We start from the raw sequence: 23352 nt of genomic DNA, 5'->3' as shown, positions 1-23352 counted from the left end.
GAGCCTATGCCGTCGTTCCAGACCAGACTGAAGATCACCGGGCTCAAGCCGGGCAACCCGCCGGAGGCCGTCATGGCCGCGGCTGTCGAGGCGCTGGAGACGCGGCACCACGTAGAGGCGAACCAGCTCGACCTCGCCGGCGGGGTTCCGCAGCTGAACCTGCGCTTCCTCGTCGAGCCCACCTCCTACAGCTGCGAGAACCGCCAGGCGCTGGAATCGGCGGCGATGATGCGCGACGCCGTCGAACGCGTTGCGGTGACCGGTCACCTGATGGTGCTCCGCCGCAACCGCGGCCGCTGGGCGCCAGTCTAGGTTCCGGCCCGGCCGGTTCAGAAGTCCAGTTCCTCTTCGGGACCGTCCACAACAGGGGAGCGGCCGCGCCGCCGCGTGACAACGAGGCCGACGACAGCGCCGATCACGATTCCGAGGGCGCCGCCGATCAGGGAGCTCGCCCAGAACGGCAGCCCGGTGGCGGCACCGGTGACATAGCCCAGACCGACGGACCAGACGGCCCAGAGGAAGCCGCCGAGTGCGGCGCAGAGGCTGAATCCGCGGGTCGAGACGTTGGCGATGCCGGCCGCTGCAGTCGTCGCCAGGCGGCCACCGGGGATGAAACGGACCCCGATGATCGCCCCGTAGGTGGTGGACCGGCCGGCCTTCCCGATTGCCGTGTGCACGACCTCGTGGAACGTGCGGCCCCATCGCCAGCGGTCCAGGGCATGGCTCAGGCGTCGTTTGAAGAGCTGGAACACCAGGAGGTCGCTGAGCCAGGACGCCGCCGTGGCGAGAAGCACCACAAAGAAGGCGTTGGCCCTCCCGACAGCGGACAGGGCGCCGCCTGAGATGACGACCATTTCGGACGGTATGGGCGGGAAAATGGCGTCGCCCATGACCACCGGGATGATCCAGAAATAGATCGCGTCCCCCCAGCTTTGAGCGTTGCCGAAGTCCATGGGCACAAGGTATCGCACTTCCGGCCGGGCGCCCTTCCGTGACGGGGGTCGAGGCGGCCCTGCTGCGAGACGGGCGCCTGGGCGCCTGGGCGCTAGGACCGCTTGGCCGCTTGCGGGCCCGGAGGCCCCGTCGGCGCGGGAGCCTAGCGTGCCTCGCTGAGCTCCAGCCCGCTGCGGTACTCCGCCGGAACCCCGGAAATGGGGTCCACGAAACGGATCCCGCGTGCCAAGAGTTGGAGCGGCTTCGAGTAATCGTCCGGCGCCTTGTCCAGCAGTTCCGGGTAGAAGGCGTCGTTGACGATCCCGAGCCCCAGCGAGGCCATATGCACCCGGAGTTGGTGGGTCTTGCCCGAGTGCGGCTCCAGCCGGTACAGCGCTCGGCGCCGGGCGGCGCCGTCGGGGCCGTCAAAGGTCCGCAGCCGCTCGATCCGGGTCTCGGCGTTGGGCTCGCCGTCGATCACCTCGGCGAGCAGGTAGCTGCGGGACTTGGTCATCCGGTTCCGGACCACCGCGGGGAAACCGACGGCAGGGTGCCCGGGAGCGGGCTCGGCCGCGGCCACACACTCGTATTCCTTCTGGACCTGGCGCTTCTCGAACAGCACCTGGTACTTGCCCCGGGTCTCGGGATTCGTCGAGAGCAGCAGGATTCCGGCGGTCATGCGGTCCAGCCGGTGCATGGGAATGAGGTCCGGCAGGTCCAGCTGGTTCCGGAGCCGGACCAGCGCGGACTCCTGGATGTAGGTGCCGCCGGGGGTGGTGGGCAGGAAGTGCGGTTTGTCCACGACGAGGAGGTGCTCGTCCTGGTGCAGGATGTTCAGTTCCACCGGGATCCGGATCTCCGGTGGCAGCGTGCGGTAGTACCAGATGAAGGTGTGGTTCCGCAGCGGGGTGGCCCGGTCCAGTGAGATCCCGGCCTCGCCCACGATCTCGCCGGCGTCGAAGCGGTCCTCGATGCCCTGCGGGTCGATATGGCCCCAGCGGTCCATCATGTAGTCCATCGCAGTGTTCCACGGGCCCTCGTCCGGGAGGCGGAGACGGGTCGCGTTGACGCCGTCGCGCACGGGCAGGGGGGATTGCATCACCGGTCCATTCTACTTTGCCGGTTCAGCGCGCCGTTCGCGGGCCGGCCGCCGGCCGCGCGGGTGGGGGCGCTCCCCCGGGTCGGGGCAGCCTGCGGGGTTCGGGTCGGCGGCGTGACCCTTGCCGACGATAAAAAAGTTCTTGACAACTAAAACTGTCGGTAGCCACACTGGAAGCATGTTGGACATCGAAGTGATCGAAGACCCGGCCGCCGCGGAGGCGTCCCTGGACCCCATCCGGACCCGCATCCTGATGGAACTCGCCGAGCCCGGGTCGGCCACGCAGCTCGCCGCGAAAGTGGGCCTGCCCCGGCAGAAAGTGAACTACCATCTCAAGGCCCTGGAACGGCACGGGCTGGTGGAACTCGTGGAGGAACGCCGCAAGGGCAATGTCACGGAGCGGATCCTGCGGGCGAGCGCGGCCTCCTACCTGATTTCCCCGGCAGCACTGGCCTCGGTGGCCCCGGATCCGCACAAGTTCTCGGACCGCTATTCGGCCTTCTGGCTGCTGGCGCTCGCCAGCCGCATGGTCCAGGAAATGGGGCAGCTGATCGCTGGCGCGGCGGCGGCCCAACAGAAACTAGCCACTTTCGCGATCGACGGCGAGATCACCTTCCGCACCGCCGCGGACCGGGCCGCCTTCGCCGAAGAACTCGGCGTCGCTGTCACCCGGCTCGTGGACAAGTACCACGACGGCGGGACGGGAGCCCCGGGGCCACGAACCCCAGCGGGCAGCGGGCGCAAGCACCGGCTCGTCGTCGCGCTTCACCCTTCGCTCAAGGCAGCACCCAAAGCACAACCCACAAACCACTCAGCTAAGGAGCAGGACAATGACTGACAAGCGGGATTTCGAAATTACTGTCGACACCGAACTGCCCGCCACCCCGGAGCGCGTCTGGGAGGCGGTCACCGCGGGCACCGCGGCGTGGATGTTCCCGACCAACGAGTGGCCGGCGGTGCGGACCGTGGAGGAGTATCCGGCCCACCTGGTGTCCCGGATGGAGGGTCCGGACGGATGGTTCAACCAGCTGGAGCACGTGCTGGAACCGCTCGACGGCGGCCGCGCCCGGCTGCACTACGTCCACAGCGGCATCTTCGCCGAAGACTGGGACCAGCAGTATGACGGCGCCAGCAAGCACACCGAGTTCTACCTGCACACGCTTGGCCAGTACCTGAAGTACTTTGACGGCCGGCCGGTGGTCTTCACCGACGTCCAGGCCCCTCCCGCCTCGGCGGCGCCCGACGGCTTTGTAAGGCTCAAGAAGGCGCTCGGCGTTGACGGGTCAGCGCCGGGCAGCGCTGTGGAGCTGGAGCTCGACGGCGTGGGGAGACTCTCGGGTGAAGTCGACTTTGCCAACGAGAACTTCCTCGGCCTGCGGACCGCGGAAACGCTGTACCGGTTCTTCGGACGCAATGCCTTCGGCGCCAAGGTCGGCATGACGGTCCACGACTTCAGCGGCAGCGGTGATTCCGAAACCACGGCGAAGGCCTGGGGCGGCTTCCTCGACAAGGTGTACGCGTAGCCCAGCTATTTGGGGGATCGCACTGGCCGAGAGGGAGAATGCACTGGCCGGTAAGGGAGCACGCAATAGCCGCCCCCATGCGCCGGAGGCGTTGTCGGTTCCGGTGATGGGCGCCGCGGACTCCCGGCCCGCCGTACTGCGAGGCGCAGCCTGCCGTCCGACACCCAATATGGCTGTCGACACCCGGGGACGCTGGCGACGCCGGAATTCGGCCGCGCCAGGAATTTTGCGCCCCGTGGGGAACTGTCCGCGTCGCCGGACCCCCTGTCGCCGGGCTGTGTCGCCGGGTTGTGCCGCCCGGCCGGCGCATCCGTATGGCAGCGTCGCCGGATCAGGCGATGGCAGCGGCGGGCGGGGCTCCGAGGTTGCGCCGCAGCTGCGGGGACGCCTCCAGCCTGTCCTGGGCAGAACGCAGCGCCGCAACCGCGGTTTCGAGCTGCTCCGGGGGCAGGGTGAACGGCACCCGGAGGTGGTGTTCGAAGGCGCCGCCTGTGCCGAAGCGAGGCCCGGCCGCGAGCCGGATGCCGAAGTCCGGTGCCACCACGGCAAGTGCCGTGCTGATCGGGGCCGGAAGCCGGCACCATACGGAGAGGCCGCCGACGGGCCGTTCGCTCTGCCAGCCCGGCAATCTCGTGGCGATGAGGTCCAGCAGTGCGTCGCGGTTGTCCCGCAGGGAGGCCAGTCGCGCCGGCAGCGGTTCGTCTAGTGCGCCGACCAGGTGCGCCGCCGCGAGCTGTTCCACCACCGGGCCGCCGAGGTCCATGGTGGTGCGGGCGGCGGCGAAGCGCTGGATCAGGGATTCGTCGGCGCGGATCCAGCCGGTCCGCAGTCCGGCCCAGTGGGACTTGCTGAGGGAGCCGATGGAGACGACGGCGGGGCTGAAGGCCGCCAGCGGCGAGGACGCGGCGCCGTCGAGGTTCAGCTCCCGGAGCGTCTCATCGACGACGAGAACCGTGCCGGCTGCGGCGGCGGCGCGGACCAGCCGGCGCCGCTGGGAATCCGGCATCAGCCGCCCGGTGGGATTGTGGAAGTCCGGGACCACGTAGGCCATTACGGGACGCTGCTGCATCAGCGCGGTCTCAATCGCCTCCAGATCCCAGCCCGGACGCGCACCGGACCGGGCGTCCGGGTGGGCGGCGGGCATGGCCACCGGCACCAGCCGGCAGCCCGCTGCGCGGATGGCGTCGATGGCATTGGGATAGCTTGGATGCTCCACCATGACCTTGTCGGACCGGCCGGCCAGTGTACGCAGCACGATGTTCAGCGCGTGCTGCGCGCCGGAGGTCACAAGAATCTGCTGGGCAGTGGTGGGCACCCCGGCCGCCGCATAGTGCTCTGCGATGGCCTCCCTCAGGGCGTTCACACCGAGCGCTTCATAGCCGAATCCGGGCAGCAGCGCCGGCAGCTCGGTCAGGGCGGAGGCGAACGCCCGGTGCACCACCTCGCCGCTGGCCGGCAACGAGGCATAAGCCAGGTCGAGGATCCCGTCCGGGACGGCCAGACCCGGGGCGCCGCTAAGGTCCGCCCCGCCGCTGCCGCCCCGCGGACTGGCCTTCGGGATGCCCGTCCGGCCGCGGCTGCCCTGGCCGCTGCTGAGGAAGCCCTGCTCGCGCAGGAGCGAGTAGGCGGCCGTGATGGTGGTCCGGCTGATGCCGAGCGTCGCGGCCAGAGCCCGTTCGCTGGGCAGCGCAACCTCAAGCGGGACGCGGCCGTCGAGAACCAGAAGGCGGACGACGTCGGCGAGCTCCCGGTACGCGGGGGCGGCACCAAGGTTCCACTCGCCGAGCAACCGGGCGAGCGAACCGGGGTTCAGGGATCCTGGCATGTGGCCAGTATTTCAAACTGGCTATGGAATGCAAGGCCAGTTTTCCGGCAGGATGGGGACCATGATGACCCGCAGGCTCCTTCAGCTCCTCATTGGCCTCGCCATGTACGGCATATCCCTGGCCATGTTCATCCGCGCCGGTCTCGGCCTGGACCCGTGGGACGTGTTCCACCAGGGGCTCGCGGTCAAGACCGGGCTGAGCATCGGCACCATCGTGGTAATCGTCAGCTTCCTCGTGCTGCTCTTGTGGATCCCGCTGCGGCAGTGGCCGGGCATCGGCACGCTGTGCAATGCCGTGCTGGTGGGCGTCTTCGCCGACGTCGGGCTGGCGCTGATCCCTGAGTTCTCCCATCTCGGCGGGCAGGCCGGCATGCTCGCGGGGGCCATCGTGCTCAACGGAATCGCCTCCGCCTGTTACATCGGGGCGCGGCTGGGACCCGGCGCCCGGGACGGGCTGATGACCGGACTTGCCCACCGGACGGGCTGGTCCGTCCGGACGTCGCGGACCGGCATTGAAATCGTGGTGCTGGGCGCGGGCTGGCTGCTTGGAGGTTCCGTCGGCATCGGGACCGTGCTCTACGCCCTCGCGATCGGCCCGCTGGTGCAGCTGCTGCTGCCGCGGTTCACCGTGCCGGAGCTGAACAAGCCCGTCCCGGTGCCGTCAGTTGATCCAGCCGTCGCCGCGCCCTGAACCGCTGCACCCTAGCGACGCGGGAACTTGCAGGCGACGCATCGGTTGCCTGTCGACGCCGGAATTCGGCAGCCTCCGGTAATCATCGTGACGCAGGGTTTTTGCCGTGTCGTGGATCTGATCTTGACACCGGGCGTGACTAGCCCAGCCCTGAGTCGAAGCCCGGCGCGGTGTCGTCAGTTGATCCAGCCGTCGCCGCGCCCTGAACCGCCCCGCACTGGCCCGAAGCCTGTGCCCGTGCCCGAGGCTTTGGCCGGGGCGGTGCCCGAGTCCGCGAAAGTTCCCAAGCTCGAGCCCGCACCAGTGCCAGCGTCGGTGGGCGTGCCCGGCTCCGGTTGGCACGCCGGGCAGTAGTAAATGTCGCGCTCTTCGGTGCCGGTGGCCCGGGCGAGGACTCCGTGCCGCACCGGTGTTCCGCACTTCAGGCACGGCTGGTGTTCGCGCCGGTAGACCCAGTAGCCGGGCAGCCCCGAGGTCCGGCCGACGGCGACGCCACGAGGGTTCAGGACGGTGGTCCGGCGGCCTGGCCCCAGGTTGGCCTCCAGCAGCACCTTGGCATCGTTAATCAGGGCCGCCACGTCAGGTACGGCCGAGACGGGTGCCGCCGGGTGCACCCCGGAGAGGAAGCACGCCTCGCAACGGTAGATGTTGCCGATCCCCGCCAGGTTCCGCTGGTCCAGCAGGGCGAGGCCGATCGGGACCTCCGGCGCGGCACGGATCCGCCGCTCCGCCTCGGCCAGGTCCCAGTCCTGGCCGAGCAGATCCGGACCAAGACGGCCGACCACGGAATCCTCCTCGGAGGTGCGGACCACTTCGAGGATGCCAAGCGAGAACCCGACGGCGTCTGCCGCGGCGGTGCGCAGCACGCAGCGGGCGGTGAAGCCGGGCTTCCGCCAGCGGCCACCGGGTGGGTAGACCTGCCAGGTGCCTTCCATCTTGAGGTGTGAATGAATCGTCAGCCGGTCCGGTTCCGCGGGGCCGCCGCCACCTGGCCGTGCCGGGCCCTCCAGCCGCATGAGCAGGTGTTTGCCCCGCGGGACCACCTCGGTCACCGTCCAGCCGGCCAGCTTGAGCGTGGCGAACCGCGGCACCCGGAAGTCGGAGGAGATGAGCTGCTGGCCCGCCAGCGCGGCATGAAGCTGGGCGGCGGCGCGGAAGACCGAATCGCCCTCAGGCACGGATCCTCAGTCCCTTCGGCGTGGAGTAGGCCCCGGCGTGGGCCAGGGCGGCAGCGATGGGGGTGTCAAGGATGCCGTGGCCGTTGACCTTTTCCATGATCAGTTTGTCCACCCCGCCGCGGGTGACCACGCCGACCAGGGCCGCACCGGCCGCAGCCAGGACCTCCGGGTCCTCGCTGAAAGCCAGCAGGGTCTTGCCGCCGCGTTCCACGTAAAGGACGAGGGACCCGTCGACCAGCACCACCAGGGCGCCGGCCTTCCGGCCCGGACGGTGGCCTGTTCCGGCTTCGACGTTCAGTGCGGGCCACGGTAGGGCGGCACCATAGGGGTTGGCGGGATCCGTCGCGGCAAGGGCCAGGGCCACCGGTTCAGGCTTGTGGAGCTGGGTGTCCTCGGCGTAGGAGCGCAGCCGGTCCACCGTCGCGGGAACGGCGAACTGTGCCGCGCCAAGGTGCTCGATGAAGTAGCCCCGCCGGCACCGGCCGGCTTCCTCCAGCCGGGCCAGGACCTTGTACATCAGGCCGAAGCCGCCCAGGATATTCTCGGCCATGACCGAACCGCGGGTGACCACGCCGTACCGGTCCAGCAGGAGCTCCGCGGTGGCCCGGGCATGGATGGTGGCATCCAGTTCGGGGGCGGGGAGGGCAGACCAGCGGCCTGCGGCCAGCGGGGGAGTGGGCGCAGTCCCGGTGACGGAGCCGTACCGTCCTCCGGTCAGACCGGGGGATCCGAACAAACCAGTCCCGTGGGCGCGGCCCAGCCGGCTCAGCCTGGGGGCCCGGGCCCGCGGCGCGCGGGCGACCTGCCGGTGCGCGGTGTGGCCGCCGGCAATCATGGCCCGGACCGGGGCGAAGGTGTCGCCCGTGATCCGGCCCGCCCAGGCGAGGTCCCAGAGCGCTGAGACGACGTCCTGGTCGCTGAGCACCGAGTCCATGCCGCCGGCGACGTCTGTCAGTTGCCGGAAGAAGTAGCCGCCGCCGTTGTTGCGCAGGTGGTCCAGCAGCCGCTGCTGCGCGTCACCGGGCTCGAAGTCGATCGCCGGATTCAGGGTCAGCTCGGCCGAGTCGGCCAGATGCAGGCTGACCCAGCCGTCGTTGCCGGGCAGCGCCCCTGCACCGGACCAGAGCACCTCGCCGGCAGCCATGAGCTCATCGAGCATGGCCGGCTGGTAATCGGCCACCCTGCTGGCGAGGACCAGCGGTTCCCAGGCGGAGGCCGGAACAGGCACTCCGGACAGCTGGTCGACGGCGGTAATGATCCCGTCCAGCCCGCGCAGCGCCGACTGCCCGCGCTTGCCCGGGACACGGACGTTCTGCCAGGCCGGCAGGAAGCGGCCGTAGGCGGCGGCATCCACGGGCTCGACTTCGGCCCGCAGCGCGGCGAGTGAGCGGCGGCGGAGCTTGCGCAGGACTTCCGCATCGCACCATTCACTGACGCCGGCCAGCGACGGGGCTGTGGGGGCGGCTTGCGCCGCTGCCGCGCCGCCCGCGACCGCTTCGCCGCCGCTTTGGCCGCCGCCCGCGCCTTGGACCGTTTCGCCACCACCGGCGCCGGCGCCGTCGTCAGCTCCCGGAACCGGTGCTGCCGGCGGGGGTGCGGCGTGCGGGCGGAACTCACCCTCCACCACCCGGCCGTCCGCGGCGAGCCGCTTCAGCGCCGTGCCGACGACGGCGACGCCGAGTCCCAGCCGTGCGGCCGCCTCGGCGGAAGTGAAGGGCCCATGGGTGCGGGCGTAGCGCGAGACGAGATCGCCCAGCGGATCGGCGACCGGCTCGATGAAGGCCAGCGGCACCCCCATCGGCAACGGGACACCGATGGCATCGCGCAGGCGGGCGGCATCTTCCACCGCGGCGTAGCGCTCGGCTCCGCCGACGTTGACCTTGATGGCGCGGTTGGCACGCTGGAGGGCCACCAGATGTGCGGACGCATCGGCAACGGGGGCCGCGCTCGGATCCGCCGGTTCGGCGGCCGGGACATCCGCAAGCCCAGCCGCAGCCTCGGCGGCCCCCGGCATTGGGCCGGTCTCGGACGGGACGAGCTCAGCCGTGGCAGTCCCTGCCGGCGGCGCAGCCTCGGCCGCAAATTCGAGCCGGGCGGCGACTTCCTCCGGGGTCAGCGGGCCGAGCAGGCGGAGCAGGTCCGCGACCCCCTCGAGCCCGCGCACCTTCCGGTCCGGCGCGAGCCGCTGCAGCTCCCGCTCGGTGGCGTCAATGACTTTCGCATCGAGCAGTTCGCGCAGCTCGACCCGGCCCAGGAGTTCGTTGAGCAGGGTCGAATCCAGCGCCAGCGCGGCGGCCCGGCGCTCGGCCAGGGGGGAATCGCCCTCGTAGAGGAACTGCGCGGCGTAGCCAAAGAGCAGCGACTTGGCGAAGGGCGAGGGCTGCTGGGTGGTGGTCTGCAGAATCCGCAGCTCGCGGCGTTCGATGGACGCGGCGATGTCCTTGAGGGCCGGAAGGTCGTAGACATCCTGCAGGCATTCGCGGACGGTCTCGAGGATGATCGGGAAAGTGGGGTACTTCCGGGCGACGTCCAGCAGCTGGGCGGAGCGCTGGCGCTGCTGCCAGAGCGGCTGCCGTTTGCCGGGGGTCTGCCGCGGCAGCAGCAGGGCCCGGGCGGCGCACTCACGGAAACGCGAGGCGAACAGCGCGCTGCCGCCGACCTCCGCCGTCACGATCTGTTCGAGTTCCTCCGGATCGAACAGGAACAGCTCGGCCCCGGGCGGCTCGTCCTCCATCATGGGCACGCGCAGCACGATGCCGTCGTCGGCGGCCATCGCGGAGCCGTCCAGCCCATAGCGCTGATGCAGCCGCTGCCCGACGGCGAGAGCCCACGGCGCGTGCACCGGCATGCCGAACGGGCTGTGCAGCACCACCCGCCAGTCGCCAAGTTCGTCGTGGAAGCGCTCCACCACCAGGGTGGTGTCGCTGGGGACCACCTCGGTGGCCAGCTTCTGCTCGGCGAGGTACTGGATGAGGTTGTTGGCGGCGAAATCGTCCAGGCCGCTGGCCTTGCAGCGTTCCATCGCCGGGCCGACGTCGGACGCGGAGAGTTCGCGTACGAACGCGCCCAGGGCGCGGCCCAGGTCCACCGGCCGGCCCAGGGAGTCGCCCTTCCAGAACGGGAGCTTGCCCGGCTGGCCGAAGGCGGGGGTGACCAGGACCCGGTCGTGGGTGATGTCCTCGATCTTCCAGCTGGTGGCGCCGAGGGCGAACACGTCGCCGACCCGGGATTCGTAGACCATTTCCTCGTCGAGCTCGCCCACCCGGCGGCCGCCCTTCGCCGCGGCCGCGGCCGGGCTGGCCGCCCTGCCGTCGCCGCTGGCCGAGCCAGCGGCTCCGGAGGAACCGGTCCCTTCCGTCTCTGTGCCGATGATGTAGACGCCAAACAGTCCGCGGTCCGGGATGGTGCCGCCGGAGGTGACGGCCAGCCGCTGCGCGCCGGGGCGCCCCTCGATGGTGCCGGCATTCCGGTCCCAGATGATCCGGGGCCGCAGTTCGGCGAACTCGTCCGAGGGATAGCGGCCGGCCAGCAGATCCAGGGTGGCCTCGAAAGCGGAACGGGGGAGCGAAGCGAACGGCGCAGACCGCCGCACGGTCGAGAACCATTCCTCCACATCGATGGCGCCCAGCGCCGTGGCCGCAACGGTCTGCTGCGCAAGGATGTCCAGTGGGTTCGCGGGCACGTAGAGGCGTTCGATTTTGCCGGCGAGCATCCGTTCCACCGTGATGGCGGTGTGCACCAGATCCGCGCGGTGCTTCGGGAACAGCACACCCTGGGAAATCTCGCCGACCTGGTGGCCGGCACGGCCCACCCGCTGCAGCCCGCTGGCCACCGAGGGCGGGGATTCCACCTGCACCACGAGGTCCACGGCGCCCATATCGATGCCGAGTTCCAGCGAGGACGTGGCCACGACGCAGCGCAGCCGTCCGGATTTCAGGTCATCCTCGATCAGGGCCCGCTGGTCCTTGGAGACCGAGCCGTGGTGGGCGCGGGCCAGGACCGGGTCGGCGCCGGCGGTGCTGCCGGCCTGGGCCATCATGTGCGCCGGTGTCGCGGTGGAGGTGGGCAGCGCGGGGGCGCCGCCCGCCGGTGCCCCCGCACTCGCCGGCTCGAAGTCCGGCGCCCCGGTGCCAGACTCGCCCCAGCCGCCGCCTGCGGCCATCAGCTGCCGCTCGGCATAGATCTCGTTGAGCCGGGCGGTCAGACGTTCGGCGAGCCGGCGGGAATTGGCGAACACAATCGTGGACTGGTTGGCCAGCACCAGGTCCACGATCTTCTCCTCCACGTGCGGCCAGATCGATGCCTGCGGCTGCAGCCCGGATGCGGGTCCGGAGTCGAACGCGCCGGCGGCGCCCTGCAGGTCGGACATGTCCTCCACCGGGACAGAGACCGTCAGGTCCCAGGTCTTCTTCGAGGGCGGGGCCACGATTTCCACCGGTGCGGAGCCGGCCAGGAACTGCGCCACCAGCTCCTTCGGCTCGACGGTGGCCGAGAGCCCGATCCGCTGGGCGGGTTTCGGGAGCAGGGCGTCGAGGCGTTCCAGGGACACGGCCAGGTGGGCGCCGCGTTTGGTGCCCGCGACGGCGTGGACCTCATCCACGATGATGGTGTCAACCTCGCTCAGCGTTTCCCGCGCCTTGGACGTGAGCATGAGGAAGAGGGATTCGGGTGTGGTGATCAGGATGTCCGGCGGGTTGCTCAGCAGCGAGCGGCGGTCCGACGCCGGGGTGTCACCGGAGCGGACGCCCACGGTGATCAGCGGTGCGGGCAGGTCGAGGCGTTTGGCGGTCTGGGTGATCCCGATCAGCGGGGCGCGGAGGTTGCGTTCGACGTCGACGCCCAGCGCCTTGAGCGGGGAAATGTAGAGCACCCGGGTCTTGCGTTTGGGTGCCTTCCGCCGGGCGCCTTTCATGGCGTCCAGGCCGGGGAGCCCCTCGGGTTCGGCGGGGGCGGAGACGAGCAGCCGGTCCAGGGCCCAGAGGAAGGCCGCGAGGGTTTTGCCGGAGCCGGTGGGGGCGACGACGAGCGCGTGCGCGCCGGAGGAAATCGCGTTCCAGGCGCCGTTCTGGGCGGGGGTGGGCGCAGCGAATGCACCCAGGAACCAGTCCCGGGTCGGCCGGCTGAACCGGTCCATGGCGTCGGCCGCGAGTGTCCCGCCGGCGAGCTCCTGCCCCTTCATTCCTCCATCATGCCTTAAGCCGGCGACAGCAAACGGCGGCCGCTGATCCGGGCGGTATCACCCCCGCGAGGTGAGACTTTGCGCCCATGTGCCGGAGGCAAAGGGCGCGAAGTGACACCTCGGCGCCTGCGGGGTTACTTGGCCTGGAAGGCGCCAATGGTGAGCAGTTGCGTGCCGGTGTCGCTGCAGGCATCCCTGGGCTGGGCGATGAACAGCGAGGCGGTGTCCTCGGGAGGGTAGACGCGGAAGCCGGCGGCCGGGGCCATCATGCAGTCCGGGTGATTGGCTGCCTGGCTGTAGCGCAGCGTCGCGGCACCGGCCTGCCCCGGGGCGAGCAGGACGTCGGCAATCGGGGTGGTTTCGTCGCGGACCGCCGCGGCGCCGATCGGGTCGCCGTTGGCATCAGCGGTGAGGGAGACGCCGGGGAAGCCCTTCAACAGGCACGGCTCGGCGCCGGAGTTCGTAAGGATCAGCGTCATGTAGATGCTGCCGGCCGCGCCGCCGCCGGTGGAATCGATCGTGCCCGTCAGTCCGGAGGCCTTGCACAATCCGGGGCCGGCCGGCGTGGACACCGCCGGAGCGGCGGCCGGGGAGCTGGCGGTCGTGGCCGTCGCCGTGCCGGAGGCGGCGGGCTGGCTCGCGGAGCTTGTGGGGGAGGACGCCGGGGCGCTGGACGTCTGGGACTGCGGCGTGCCGGCGCCGCAGCCGGCGAGGAGGAACGCTGCCGCGGCCGTCATCGTCGTCGTGAGTAGCAGTTTGTTCTTGGTTCGCTGAGCCGTCATGGCACCACCTTCATGCCCTGCGCGGCCTGAGTCAACGACGCCACGACGGCGGCGCCCGATTGATGCCCGGATTGTGATTTCCGGGCATCAATCGAGGTCAGCTACTCCTTGGGCGCGGAGCCGGGTGCTGGCACGCGGACCGGTCGCGGCTGGCTGCCCCGGCTGCGGGCCAGCGCGAGGCCGCCGAGCGCCAGGCCGCCGACCCCAGCCACCAGTCCCGCCCAGCTGCGGGCCTGGGCACCGCCGTCGTTCACTGCAGCGGCCTGGACCGTCTCAGCTGCCGGGTCCGAAGCGCTGGCGGCGTGGGCGCTGTGTCCGTCGGCGGCAGCGTCGGCCGCGGCGGCGGTGACCGTGACTGACGGGGCCGGAGCCTTGAGCGAGTGCGGATCCTGTCCTTCGGCGGGGAGCTGCGACCAGTCGGTCTGGCCGACCTCGCAGTTCTGCAGCGTCGGGAAGTACAGGGTCTTCCCCGCAATGTCGGGCAGTTTCACCGAGAGCACCAGGGCATCCCTCAGGGCGGGTTCCAGAGGTGCCTTGGCGGTGTAGACGATCTGGCTGGTCCGCTTGGTGATGGAGCTGCCGTCGGGGAGTTTCTTCGGCTCGGCCAGCTGTTCTGTGACCTTTGCGGCGGTCCAGTTCGGGTTGACCGTGGGCTGCGCATCGTTGAGTTCGGCAGGCAGGGTGATGGTTACCTTGGTGGTCCCGGATTCCTCGCAGCCGTGCGGGATTCCGAAAGTCAGCAGGGCATAGGAGTTGGCAGTGGTCTTATCCGGGGTGACGCCGACGTGCGCCGAGGCGCCGGAAATGCCGGCGAGCATCAGGGCGGCGGTTCCGCCGGCCACAGCTGTGGCAGTGAGGGTGCGGCGCAGGACGGGGAGGGGTGAAGTCTTCACAGGGGTTGCCTTTCAGGCGTGCTGCTGCTCAGCGGCAGGAACACAAAAATGGGGGGGGTGGCGGGGCGGGGATGCCGATTTTCCGGGAGGCAGGAGACAGACGCGGCCGCGGCCGGGAAAGAGTCAGGAGCAGACGACGGCGGCCGGAGGCCCGCGGCGGCAATCTCGCCGGAGGTTCCGCCACGGCAGCGGCGCGGACTCGGTGCGCCAGCCGGCGGCTGCCGGTGCCACGACGGCGCCGGGCGTCACGGGAGCGGGGAGCCGGAACAGGGGGCGGAGCCAGGCCGCGAGGGACCACAGGGCCGCCTCGCCCTTGGCGAGGAGCAGGGCGCAGAGGAGCGTTGCGAGTGTGTGGCCGGCCAGCATCAGCAGCGAAAGTTGGGTGTCCAGACCCGAGCCCGTGAGGTGGTTGTCAACGTTGGCGGGGAGGGGAACCGCCGTGAGGTGGTGCCGGAGTCCGCCCTGCGCTCCGGAGGTGGAGCCGGCGGGGGACGGTCCGCTGAAGGCGGTGAAGGCCTCGTGCAGCACCAGTTGTCCGGTGCCCAGCAGCCCGGCCATGGCGGGGAGGTTGAGCCTCAGCCGGGTCGCGGTGGTGGAGGCCAGCCCGGTCAGTGCCAGCAGTGCCAGCAGGATGCCGGGGGTGGGCAGCTGTCCGCCGGCCAGGGTGTGGGCGCCGGCTGCCAGGGACAGGGCGGTGATTGCCACCATGGCCGCGCGCAGGGCGTGGAAGGGTGACCTCGCGGCTGTGCGCACGGAACACTCCCTTCACCAGCGGCGGCCATGGCTGCCCGCGGCCGTTTCCGGCTGCGGGGAGTCCCCCTGAGTATACCGGCGATTTCTCCCGGGCCGTGAAAAGCGTTCCCGGCGCGGAAGCCGGCTCGGGAAGCCGGCGCCGGGCGGCCCGGCGTCAGTCCGTTTCAGGACCCGAGCAGAAGTGGCAGTCGTCCGGGCACGGCGCCTCGGCAAGTGTGTCCTGGGGGCGGCCGACGGTCCGTGCGCCGGGCCAAAGGCCGGGGGCTCCATTGGCCCGATCTTGCTGCAAAGTCACGATGTGTCCTGAACGTCATTGGTGCGGAACGCTGATGGAACTCAGCTAACCGCGTGCCGGTGACCCGGCTCAATGGACCATCCGACGGCAAGACCGGCCCGGTGTTGTGCAGCCGTCCAGTGCCGGCGACGGTGCTTCTAGCTCAGGGCCCTCGACGTCGCCAGCTCTTTGAGTTCCTGAAGGATTTCGAGCTGCTGGCTGTTGATGGCCATCAGGAGTTCGATCTCTTCCTTGGCCTTCACATTCGTGTCGTAGTCGTGCTGCGCCATCGCCGCGGCGATGGCGTCCTGCCGTTTGGCGGCGATGAGAAGGATGGCGCCCTGCAGCCCGGCCAGCATCGACAACAGCAGGTTCAGCAGGATGTACGGGTAGGGGTCCCAGGAATTGGTGGCCAGGGCCAGGGTGTTGATGGCGGCCCAGATCAACATGAAACCGATGAAGCCTCCCACGAAGGGCCAGCTTCCCATTCCGTTCCGCATGAGGTCGGCGGCGCGCTGGCCGGTGCTGAGGGAAGCGGTGTGTGCTTCATGCCAGGTCTTCTGTTGATCGGTCATGACTCAGGGTAGCCGCGGGACAGGCGCGAACCTGTCCCGCGGCTACGGCACAGGAGCGTTAGCCCGCCGCGACGCCGGCGGCGGCCGTGGCGGCCGTGGCGGCCGCCGCGCCGGCGAGCCGGAGCCAGGTGTCCACCACGGTGTCGGGGTTCAGCGAGACGGAATCGATGCCTTCGTCGACCAGCCACTCGGCGAAGTCCGGGTGGTCGCTGGGACCCTGGCCGCAGATGCCCACGTACTTGCCGCGCGCCTTGCACGCCTTGATTGCCATGCTCAGGAGCTTCTTGACGGCGAGGTTTCGCTCGTCGAAGCTGCCGGCGACGATGGCGGAGTCGCGGTCCAGGCCCAGGGTCAGCTGGGTCATGTCGTTGGAGCCGATAGAGAATCCGTCGAAGTAATCCAGGAACTCGTCGGCCAGCAGCGCGTTGGACGGCAGCTCGCACATCATGATGACCTCGAGGCCGTTTTCGCCGCGGCGCAGGCCGTTTTCCGCAAGCAGGTCGATGACGCCGCTGGCCTCGTCCACGGTCCGCACGAACGGGATCATGAGCTTGACGTTGGTCAGGCCCATCTCGTTGCGGACGAAGGACAGGGCCTCGCACTCCAGATCGAAGCAGTCACGGAAGGACGGCTCCAGGTACCGCGAGGCGCCGCGGAAGCCGATCATCGGGTTCTCTTCGTGCGGCTCGTAGGCGGGTCCGCCGATGAGGTTGGCGTACTCGTTGGACTTGAAGTCGGACATCCGCACGATCACCGGTTCCGGCGCGAACGCGGCGGCGATGGTCGCCACCCCTTCGGCCAGGCGCTTGATGTAGTAGTCGCGCGGGCCGTCATAGGCGGCGATCCGCTCGCGGATTTCCGCTTTGACCTCCGCGGGCTGGTCGTCCAGGTTCAGCAGCGCCTTGGGGTGGATGCCGATCTGGCGGTTGATGATGAATTCCAGCCGGGCCAGGCCCACGCCGTGGTTGGGCAGCTGGGCGAAGGTGAAGGCCTGCTCGGGCGTGCCGACGTTCATCATGACCTTGACCGGGGCCTCGGGCAGCTGGGTGATCTCGGTTTCCTCGACGCTGAAGTCGATGAGTCCTTCGTAGATGACGCCGGTCTCGCCGTCGGCGCAGGACACGGTCACCTCGAGTCCGTCGGAGAGGACATCCGTGGCGTCGCCGGTGCCGACGACGGCGGGAATCCCCAGTTCGCGGGCGATGATGGCCGCGTGGCAGGTGCGTCCGCCGCGGTTGGTCACGATGGCGGAGGCACGCTTCATGATCGGTTCCCAGTCCGGGTCTGTCATGTCCGCGACGAGGACGTCGCCGGTCTTGAAGGCGGCCATCTGGTCGATCGCGGTGAGGATGCGGACGCTGCCGGCGCCGATGCGCTGGCCGATCGCGCGGCCTTCGACGAGCACCCGGCTGGTGCCGTTCAGGCGGAAACGGCTGAGGCTGCCGGAGGTTCGGCGGGACTGCACGGTCTCGGGGCGGGCCTGCAGAATGTACAGGCCGCCGTCGATCCCGTCCTTGCCCCACTCAATGTCCATCGGGCGTCCGTAGTGGTTTTCGATGGCGACGGCGTGCCGGGCCAGCTGCTCGACGTCGTCGTCGGTGAGGCTGAAGCGGTTCCGCAGCGAAGCCTCAACGGGGACGAAGTCAATCGTGTGGCCGATTTCGCGGTTGCTCGTGTACGTCATCTGGAGGGCCTTCTCGCCCAGTCCGCGCTTGAGGATGGCCGGACGGCCGGCCTCGAGCGCCGGCTTGTAGACGTAGAACTCATCCGGGTTGACGGCGCCCTGGACGACGGCCTCGCCGAGGCCGTAGGAGGAAGTGACGAAGACGGCGTTCTGGAAGCCGGATTCCGTGTCCATCGTGAACATCACGCCTGAGGCGCCGACGTCGGAACGGACCATGCGCTGGACGCCCGCCGAGAGTGCGACCTCGGCGTGCTCGAACTTGTGGTGCACGCGGTAGGCGATGGCCCGGTCGTTGTAGAGGGACGCGAAGACATCCTTGATGGCCACGAGGATGTTCTCGATGCCGCGGACGTTCAGGAAGGTCTCCTGCTGTCCGGCGAAGGAAGCATCGGGAAGGTCTTCCGCGGTCGCGCTGGAGCGGACGGCCCAGGAGAGGTCCTCGGAGCCGCCGTGCTTTTCCACCAGCTTCTGGTACGAGGCGCGGATCTGCGCCTCGAAATCCGGCAGGAAGGGCGTCTCGCGCATCAGCTTGCGGATCTCCTGGCCCGCAGCGGCCAGGGCGGTCACGTCATCGGTGTCCAGGCCGACCAGCCGGTCGGCAATTCTCTGGTCCAGGCCGGAGTCGGCCAGGAAGCTGCGGTAGGCGTCTGCTGTCGTGGCGAAGCCGTCCGGAACCTGGACGCCGGCAGACGTCAAATTCTGCACCATCTCGCCAAGGGAGGCGTTCTTACCGCCCACCCGATCCAGATCCTTGAGGCCGAGTTCTGAGAACCACAGGATGTCTGTCGTCATGTTTGCTGCTCCTTTGCAGATGGTGGCATGCGGAATAACCGCCCCGCGCGGGGCGTTCGCCGGTTAATGGGCGCGAGTCCTGTCCACACTGACAGGTCTACGCCGGTGTTTCCACATGATGTGGTCCACGCAACACTTGTGAACGAGGCGCCTCAGTGCTTGAGGTTCATCCGTTGCAGGATCGTGGCGGCCATTTCTTCCACGGAGACGCTGGCCGAGTTGAGGTACGGGATCCCGTGGGACACGTACAGCCGCTCGGCGCTGCGCAGCTCGAAGCCGCACTGCCGCAGCGACGCGTAGGGCGAGCCCCGGCGGCGTTCGGTGCGGACCTGGCTCAGGCGCAGGGGATTGGTGGTGAGGCCGAAACACTTCGAAACGAACGGCCGCAGCGGTTTGGGGAGTCCCTCCCGTTCAAAATCCTCGTCGACGAGCGGGAAGTTGGCGGCGAAGATGCCGTGCTGCAGGGCCAGATACATGGTGGTGGGCGTCTTGCCGCATCGGGACGGAGCCACCAGGATCACCTGGGCCTTTTCGAGCGCACGGAGGCTCTGGCCGTCGTCGTGCTCCATGGCGTATTCGACGGCGGCCATCCGGGACTGGTAGCGGGCGGCGTTGCCCAGGCCATGTGCCCGCCCCGGTTCCCCGCTGGCCGGCGTGCCCAGGGCGCTCTCCAGCACGCCGACGTGGGTCCCGATGAGGTCCACGATGATGCCCTTGCAGGTGCCCAGCGTCTGGCGGATGTCGCTGCCCACAGCCGTGGAAAAGACGATCGGCTGCAGACCGGTGGCCGCAAGACTGTCGATCACCTTAACGACCGCCCGTGCCTGGTCGACGGTGGTGATGAAGGGGATCGTGATGCGGTCAAATTCGTTCGCGGGGAACTGCGTCAGCAGGGTGTTGCCGAGCGTTTCTGCGGTGATGCCCGTACTGTCCGAAAGGAAGTAGACCGGGCGGGGAGCGTCATTGGTCATGAACGCATTGTGCACCAGTGCAGGCCGCTCGTTCTTCCATGACGCACTTGCCGTGCGTCCGGTCCGGGCTGGACCGTGAGGAGTAGGCTGTGTCCCACGTCACTAAAGGAGCCCGAATGAGCTACAAATACCGGACCGTCAAGGTCCGCGGTACGGACCTGATCGGAACCATTGCCCGCAGGCACGGGGGTGCGCCGGAAATCTATGAAACCTCGAAGGACCCCAGCACGTCTGTGGTTCCGGTGTTTTTTCCGGAAACCGGAGAGATCCGCTTCTTTGACCGGTCGGTGCTGGAGGACGTGGTGAGTCCCGCCGGTTAGGAATCCCCTGAAATGCGCACAGTCGAGGGAATCTGGAAGCGGACTGGTCACAATTACGCCGAACTTTCAAGTCAAATTGAAGCCTATTGCTAGCCAACACCAAGCCGTTTAGCGTGACGTTGGGATCTGGCCCGGGCATCTTTTGGGGAGAGACCATATCGGTGTTCCGATCGAGTCGGATTCCGCAAAGGCTGGCTCCATGGTCTCAAGACGATGGAGCCAGCTTGCCGGACTATCCGGGCTCAGCCCCGGGCGACTGGCGGATGGCCGACGCTTAAGCCGGGCTGCACCATTCCAAGCCGTGCTGGTGAGGATCGCTGTTGGGACACTGGGAGTCGCTGCACCTGGCCGGGACTGTTACAAATTGCTTCGCCCGATCACCCAGGGAGGTGGATTCCACCTCTCGGTTGAATGTCCTGGCGCCGCAGTGGTCGCACGTCCATGCATCTGGCATTTTACCCCCGTTGTTGATTAGGGGCGGCTGCCCCGGATTGAAAGCTTAGGGTGGCCATGCCCGGGACGGAAGGGCCGAATAGGGCTGGCGTAGGGTGGAAGTTAGACGAAAGGAACACTTCATGAAGAAAATCCTCATGGTACTGACCAGCGTTTCCGAGATCGGCGACACTGGAGAGAAGACCGGCTACAACGTGGCCGAAGCTGCACATCCCTGGAAGGTCTTCAAGGACTCCGGGCATTTCGTCGACTTTGCGTCCATCCAGGGCGGCCAGCCCCCGCGCGACGAGGTGGACACGGAAGATCCCATCCAGGTCGCCTTCACGGAGGACGAGACCACGCGCGCCGGCCTCTACAACACTGCCCGCGTCGACGTCGTTGATCCCGAACAGTACGACGCCGTCTTCCTTGTGGGCGGCCACGGCACCATGTGGGACTTCCCGGACAGCACAGGCTTGCAGAACCTCGTGGCCAGCGTCTACAACGCCGGCGGCCTGGTAGGGGCGGTCTGCCATGGACCGGCCGGCCTGCTGAACGTGGAATTGGAGAACGGGTTCCGCCTCGTCGAGGGCCGGAAGGTGGCCGCCTTCACCAACGACGAGGAAGTTGCCGCAGGGAAGGACAAGGTCATCCCGTTCTTCCTGGCAGACCGGCTTGAGGAACAGGGCGCCACCCACGTCTTCGCTGACGTCTTTGAGGAGAAGGTCGTCGTTGACGAGCGGCTGGTGACCGGCCAGAACCCGGCCTCAGCCGCCGGCGTGGCCAAGGAGATGGAGAAGCTCTTCGCAGAGGTCATCCACCAGGAAAAAGCCGAGGAACAGCACGACACGGAGGCTCTGCGCGCCGAGAAGGACGCCGAGAAGAACGCCAAGAAGGCTGCCGCAGAAGCGGAGCACTAACACCCGCAGCGCACTGAAACTGGCGGCCACCCCGACGACGGGGTGGCCGCCAGTTGTTGTAGGTACGTCGGCAGCCACACTGTCCAACGCAGCGCCGCCGTGGCGAGATGCGCGAGGGCGGGGGTGCACAATGAGTCCATGGCCCTCATGAACAATTTGACGGTCGACTCTCTGACGAGAGCGATGCGATCCCACCTGTACCCCGCCGCCGCGGTCGCTGCCCAACGCGCCCGTGAACTCTGGGATGGCGAGTTCGACGGCGAAGCCCCGAGGACGGACGACGACGTCGAGGCGTTCATCGACGCCCTCGTCATCGGATTCGATGAGAGCGTAAACGACACGATCGACGCGGAGGCGGTGCTCGTCCGTGTGCGCAGGCTCCTCGGCGAGTTCATGACCGCCACGGATGCCGACGCCGCGATCGTGTCCTTCCGGGAACGCCTCGAGTCCCACACCGACGAGGTACAACGGGTGCGGCGTGAATGGAACGCGAAGAACGCCGGGCGGGCACGAATGATCCGGGTGGTCTGGCGTACGTACTGGTCCGCGGCCGTTGTGCTCACAGCCGTCGCCGTCGGACTGGCGATCGCCTCGGGGAACGGCGGAAACCTGATCGTGGCCGCAATTCTTCCGCCGGGCCTCCTCGCCATCGTCGCCGGCATCATGGCCGCCACCTTCAGTTCCATCCGCGGTGAGCCCTCCTCGCCGGACCCCGTGTCCGCGTAACCCCATCTAGGTCCGAGCACTGAAACCTCCGAGTTCGAGGATTCCCGCTCATCGTGATGCGCGGCTTCGACCCGCCGCGGGCATGACTCAACCGAGCACAAGGACGTCCTCGAGGTTCCTGCGTCCGGCAGCATCGGTGTGGCAGGCTGTGCCTCCTGATGCTCAGCCCTGGTGCCGGGATCCTGCCTTGCTGCGATGGCAAGGTGCTACCGGAAGTTGCATAATCCCCTGCGGCGCCGGCGGTGATCTTCGCCGGGGGATGCCCCGCCGGTATATCAGCACCCCCTCAGAATCGGGAGCAGAACGCCTACGCGCCGCGATGGCTCCTGATGTCTCTTCGCGGGGACAAACTCCCAGCGGCCTTGAGCCGCCGCGCAATCGACGAGCCCGCTACGGTCATCAGCGCGAAAGCAACGCCGGCGAGGGCACCTATCCACGATCCAGCTATCAAGCCGATTCCCCGAAGGTCCAGTCCCTGACCTTCTGACAGGCCGGGGACGTAGGGAGGCGGAAACAGACCCCTGATCACGAGACCGGCAAACGCCGCGTAGATGAAGCACCCAAGGATGCCGAGGATCAGGTACCGAGGCACCCACGCTGTGGACAACCTCTTGTGGGCGAGAATTCCCGCAGTCGTCAGGAGAACGCCCGGGGCAAGCGACAGCACCCAGAACGCGACCAGCTCGAAGTTGTTGTAATCCACAGTTCTTTGTTCCGCCCTTTCGGCGCTGCTTGATCCCTACGACTGACCATCTAGTCGTGAAGGACTACCTGGTAAAGGTTGTGGTCTTGCCATTTTCCGGCAATCTGCAGGTATGGCGGTGCCATACCGATCTGCTGGAACCCGGCCTTCTGTAGGACCCGCTGCGAGCCAACGTTGTGCAGGAGAGTGCTCGCCTCGATGCGGTGTAGTCCGAGTTCGGCGCGTGCCATTTCGATTATCACCTTGACCGCAGCGGACGCCAGCCCACGGCCTGCAAACTTGCTATCCACCCAGTAGCCCAGCCCCGCGTTCTGGAAGGGGCCGCGGACAATGCAGGCCAAGTTGAATCGACCGACGAGTGTATCGCCTGCAAACAGGCCGAAGGGGTGCCCCTCGCCGGCTTCATGCGCAACGAGGCGGTTGGCAATGTCGGCGGTCTGCCAGATTTCGGTGTAAAACTCCTCGGACCGTATTGGCTCCCAGAGTGAGAGGTGCGCACGGTTGCGGACATATGCGGCGGTAAGTGCTGCCGCATCGCCCAGATGTAGTACACGCATGCTGACGCTCTCACTAAGTTGGCGCGCTTCAATCATCGGTCAACGTTAGTCCCGATCGCCGTTTCCAGTCAGACTGCCGGTCGATCAGCGGCCCCGTTGGGTCCTGGCTGATGGGGATCTTGAAGCGTGCCTGCGTCGAACCGCTTCTGGAAGTTTGAGAATGCGAAGTCTTTGAGCTTGCTGTCGTTGGTCAGTGACGGGTGGTCATGTGGCCGTGACAGCACTCAGGCCCTGGGCTGAAGCGCAAAGTTGGCGGCTGTGCGAGCAAGCCGTAGAAGGGTTCTTCCAATTCTTTGCCAACGAGTACCTTTCAGACTAAGCAAAAGGCCCTACTTTCCTTTGTTTACAAGGGAAGTAGGGCCTTTCTCATTCGCGGTGACGGTGGGATTTGAACCCACGTTGGCTTTCACCAAACAACATTTCGAGTGTTGCACCTTCGGCCGCTCGGACACGTCACCAACCTGAATAGGTTACCGGAGCAAAGCGCTCATCCACAAAACGGGGCCACAACACGCCGCAGTTGCCGCCGCCTGAACCGGCAG

The 23352-nt window shown here is 68.2% G+C and carries 19 protein-coding genes, 1 tRNA gene and 1 pseudogene; 7 read left to right on the top strand and 14 right to left on the bottom strand.

The features are described from left to right. Window positions 1-6: 6 nt before the first annotated feature. Window positions 7-312, top strand: coding sequence for a hypothetical protein (locus QCD75_RS03045; protein WP_301225600.1), 306 nt, complete (start codon window positions 7-9; stop codon window positions 310-312). Between the two features lie 17 nt (window positions 313-329). Here the strand turns inward: QCD75_RS03045 and QCD75_RS03040 are convergent, their stop codons facing one another. Beyond that, on the bottom strand, window positions 330-953 hold the full coding sequence (locus tag QCD75_RS03040) for a DedA family protein (RefSeq protein ID WP_301225598.1): 624 nt from the start codon (window positions 951-953) through the stop codon (window positions 330-332). Window positions 954-1096: 143 nt separating this feature from the next. Then, a complete protein-coding gene (locus QCD75_RS03035; RefSeq protein WP_301225710.1) occupies window positions 1097-2032 on the bottom strand; it encodes an RluA family pseudouridine synthase in 936 nt (311 codons plus the stop codon). 178 nt (window positions 2033-2210) lie between these two features. On the opposite strand from QCD75_RS03035, the gene QCD75_RS03030 reads away from it, so the two are divergent. Then, entirely contained in the window at window positions 2211-2870 is a 660-nt protein-coding gene (locus QCD75_RS03030) for a winged helix-turn-helix domain-containing protein (protein ID WP_301225596.1), read from the top strand. Then, window positions 2863-3555, top strand: coding sequence for an SRPBCC family protein (locus QCD75_RS03025; protein WP_301225594.1), 693 nt, complete (start codon window positions 2863-2865; stop codon window positions 3553-3555). The genes QCD75_RS03030 and QCD75_RS03025 overlap by 8 nt, the downstream gene beginning before the upstream one ends. Window positions 3556-3886: 331 nt before the next feature. Here the strand turns inward: QCD75_RS03025 and yczR are convergent, their stop codons facing one another. Then, window positions 3887-5380 carry a MocR-like transcription factor YczR gene (gene yczR, locus QCD75_RS03020; RefSeq protein ID WP_301225592.1) on the bottom strand — a complete coding sequence of 498 codons (1494 nt, stop codon included), beginning with the start codon at window positions 5378-5380 and terminating at the stop codon, window positions 3887-3889. Window positions 5381-5441: 61 nt separating this feature from the next. Between yczR and yczE the strand changes: the two genes are divergently transcribed. Next, on the top strand, window positions 5442-6071 hold the full coding sequence (gene yczE / locus QCD75_RS03015; RefSeq protein ID WP_301225590.1) for a membrane protein YczE: 630 nt from the start codon (window positions 5442-5444) through the stop codon (window positions 6069-6071). A gap of 326 nt (window positions 6072-6397) precedes the next feature. Here yczE and QCD75_RS03010 read toward each other — a convergent pair. From QCD75_RS03010 to QCD75_RS02975, 8 genes and pseudogenes are all read right to left on the bottom strand, one after another. Then, window positions 6398-7249 (bottom strand): annotated as a pseudogene (locus tag QCD75_RS03010) (DNA-formamidopyrimidine glycosylase family protein); the annotation flags it as partial. Next, on the bottom strand, window positions 7242-12428 hold the full coding sequence (locus QCD75_RS03005) for an Lhr family ATP-dependent helicase (protein WP_301225588.1): 5187 nt from the start codon (window positions 12426-12428) through the stop codon (window positions 7242-7244). The pseudogene QCD75_RS03010 and the gene QCD75_RS03005, both read right to left, overlap by 8 nt. Before the next feature lie 134 nt (window positions 12429-12562). After that, window positions 12563-13210 carry a DUF4232 domain-containing protein gene (locus QCD75_RS03000; protein WP_301225586.1) on the bottom strand — a complete coding sequence of 216 codons (648 nt, stop codon included), beginning with the start codon at window positions 13208-13210 and terminating at the stop codon, window positions 12563-12565. A 101-nt stretch (window positions 13211-13311) separates the two neighbouring features. Further along, the gene (locus QCD75_RS02995) at window positions 13312-14028 is read right to left on the bottom strand and encodes a YcnI family copper-binding membrane protein (protein WP_441005433.1); all 717 of its coding nucleotides are present in this window, start codon (window positions 14026-14028) and stop codon (window positions 13312-13314) included. A 198-nt stretch (window positions 14029-14226) separates the two neighbouring features. Then, on the bottom strand, window positions 14227-14856 hold the full coding sequence (locus QCD75_RS02990; protein ID WP_301225582.1) for a hypothetical protein: 630 nt from the start codon (window positions 14854-14856) through the stop codon (window positions 14227-14229). 432 nt (window positions 14857-15288) lie between these two features. Further along, window positions 15289-15705 carry a DUF1003 domain-containing protein gene (locus QCD75_RS02985; protein ID WP_301225580.1) on the bottom strand — a complete coding sequence of 139 codons (417 nt, stop codon included), beginning with the start codon at window positions 15703-15705 and terminating at the stop codon, window positions 15289-15291. A 58-nt stretch (window positions 15706-15763) separates the two neighbouring features. Next, entirely contained in the window at window positions 15764-18181 is a 2418-nt protein-coding gene (ppsA, locus tag QCD75_RS02980) for a phosphoenolpyruvate synthase (RefSeq protein WP_301225578.1), read from the bottom strand. 152 nt (window positions 18182-18333) lie between these two features. Continuing rightward, window positions 18334-19152, bottom strand: coding sequence for a pyruvate, water dikinase regulatory protein (locus QCD75_RS02975; protein ID WP_301225576.1), 819 nt, complete (start codon window positions 19150-19152; stop codon window positions 18334-18336). A 116-nt stretch (window positions 19153-19268) separates the two neighbouring features. Here QCD75_RS02975 and QCD75_RS02970 point away from each other — a divergent pair, with 116 nt between their 5' ends. The 3 genes from QCD75_RS02970 to QCD75_RS02960 all read left to right on the top strand — a co-directional run bounded on the left by QCD75_RS02970 (window position 19269) and on the right by QCD75_RS02960 (window position 21550). Further along, entirely contained in the window at window positions 19269-19472 is a 204-nt protein-coding gene (locus QCD75_RS02970; RefSeq protein WP_226760925.1) for a hypothetical protein, read from the top strand. Between the two features lie 575 nt (window positions 19473-20047). After that, complete coding sequence (locus tag QCD75_RS02965; protein WP_301225573.1) at window positions 20048-20824, top strand: type 1 glutamine amidotransferase domain-containing protein; 777 nt, start codon at window positions 20048-20050, stop codon at window positions 20822-20824. Between the two features lie 138 nt (window positions 20825-20962). Continuing rightward, window positions 20963-21550, top strand: coding sequence for a hypothetical protein (locus QCD75_RS02960; RefSeq protein WP_301225571.1), 588 nt, complete (start codon window positions 20963-20965; stop codon window positions 21548-21550). 307 nt (window positions 21551-21857) lie between these two features. Here QCD75_RS02960 and QCD75_RS02955 read toward each other — a convergent pair whose 3' ends face one another. The 3 genes from QCD75_RS02955 to QCD75_RS02945 form a co-directional block, all read right to left on the bottom strand. Next, window positions 21858-22253 (bottom strand): hypothetical protein, encoded by a 396-nt coding sequence (locus QCD75_RS02955; protein WP_301225569.1) that lies wholly within the window; start codon window positions 22251-22253, stop codon window positions 21858-21860. Window positions 22254-22303: 50 nt separating this feature from the next. After that, entirely contained in the window at window positions 22304-22846 is a 543-nt protein-coding gene (locus tag QCD75_RS02950) for a GNAT family N-acetyltransferase (RefSeq protein ID WP_301225567.1), read from the bottom strand. A 337-nt stretch (window positions 22847-23183) separates the two neighbouring features. Further along, a tRNA-Ser gene (locus tag QCD75_RS02945) sits at window positions 23184-23268 on the bottom strand. Between the last annotated feature and the right edge of the window lie 84 nt (window positions 23269-23352).

It is taken from the genome of Arthrobacter sp. PsM3, from assembly GCF_030433895.1.
Taxonomy (GTDB): domain Bacteria; phylum Actinomycetota; class Actinomycetes; order Actinomycetales; family Micrococcaceae; genus Arthrobacter.
This window is presented reverse-complemented; position numbering and strand designations above follow the sequence as displayed.

Bases quoted from the DNA above. Each gene is read 5' to 3' on its own strand.
- QCD75_RS03045 (WP_301225600.1), top strand. From the start codon at position 7: ATGCCGTCGTTCCAGACCAGACTGAAGATCACCGGGCTCAAGCCGGGC.
- QCD75_RS03040 (WP_301225598.1), bottom strand. From the start codon at position 953: ATGGACTTCGGCAACGCTCAAAGCTGGGGGGACGCGATCTATTTCTGG.
- QCD75_RS03035 (WP_301225710.1), bottom strand. From the start codon at position 2,032: ATGCAATCCCCCCTGCCCGTGCGCGACGGCGTCAACGCGACCCGTCTC.
- QCD75_RS03030 (WP_301225596.1), top strand. From the start codon at position 2,211: ATGTTGGACATCGAAGTGATCGAAGACCCGGCCGCCGCGGAGGCGTCC.
- QCD75_RS03025 (WP_301225594.1), top strand. From the start codon at position 2,863: ATGACTGACAAGCGGGATTTCGAAATTACTGTCGACACCGAACTGCCC.
- yczR (WP_301225592.1), bottom strand. From the start codon at position 5,380: ATGCCAGGATCCCTGAACCCCGGTTCGCTCGCCCGGTTGCTCGGCGAG.
- yczE (WP_301225590.1), top strand. From the start codon at position 5,442: ATGATGACCCGCAGGCTCCTTCAGCTCCTCATTGGCCTCGCCATGTAC.
- QCD75_RS03005 (WP_301225588.1), bottom strand. From the start codon at position 12,428: ATGAAGGGGCAGGAGCTCGCCGGCGGGACACTCGCGGCCGACGCCATG.
- QCD75_RS03000 (WP_301225586.1), bottom strand. From the start codon at position 13,210: ATGACGGCTCAGCGAACCAAGAACAAACTGCTACTCACGACGACGATG.
- QCD75_RS02995 (WP_441005433.1), bottom strand. From the start codon at position 14,028: ATGCTCGCCGGCATTTCCGGCGCCTCGGCGCACGTCGGCGTCACCCCG.
- QCD75_RS02985 (WP_301225580.1), bottom strand. From the start codon at position 15,705: ATGACCGATCAACAGAAGACCTGGCATGAAGCACACACCGCTTCCCTC.
- ppsA (WP_301225578.1), bottom strand. From the start codon at position 18,181: ATGACGACAGACATCCTGTGGTTCTCAGAACTCGGCCTCAAGGATCTG.
- QCD75_RS02975 (WP_301225576.1), bottom strand. From the start codon at position 19,152: ATGACCAATGACGCTCCCCGCCCGGTCTACTTCCTTTCGGACAGTACG.
- QCD75_RS02970 (WP_226760925.1), top strand. From the start codon at position 19,269: ATGAGCTACAAATACCGGACCGTCAAGGTCCGCGGTACGGACCTGATC.
- QCD75_RS02965 (WP_301225573.1), top strand. From the start codon at position 20,048: ATGAAGAAAATCCTCATGGTACTGACCAGCGTTTCCGAGATCGGCGAC.
- QCD75_RS02960 (WP_301225571.1), top strand. From the start codon at position 20,963: ATGGCCCTCATGAACAATTTGACGGTCGACTCTCTGACGAGAGCGATG.
- QCD75_RS02950 (WP_301225567.1), bottom strand. From the start codon at position 22,846: ATGATTGAAGCGCGCCAACTTAGTGAGAGCGTCAGCATGCGTGTACTA.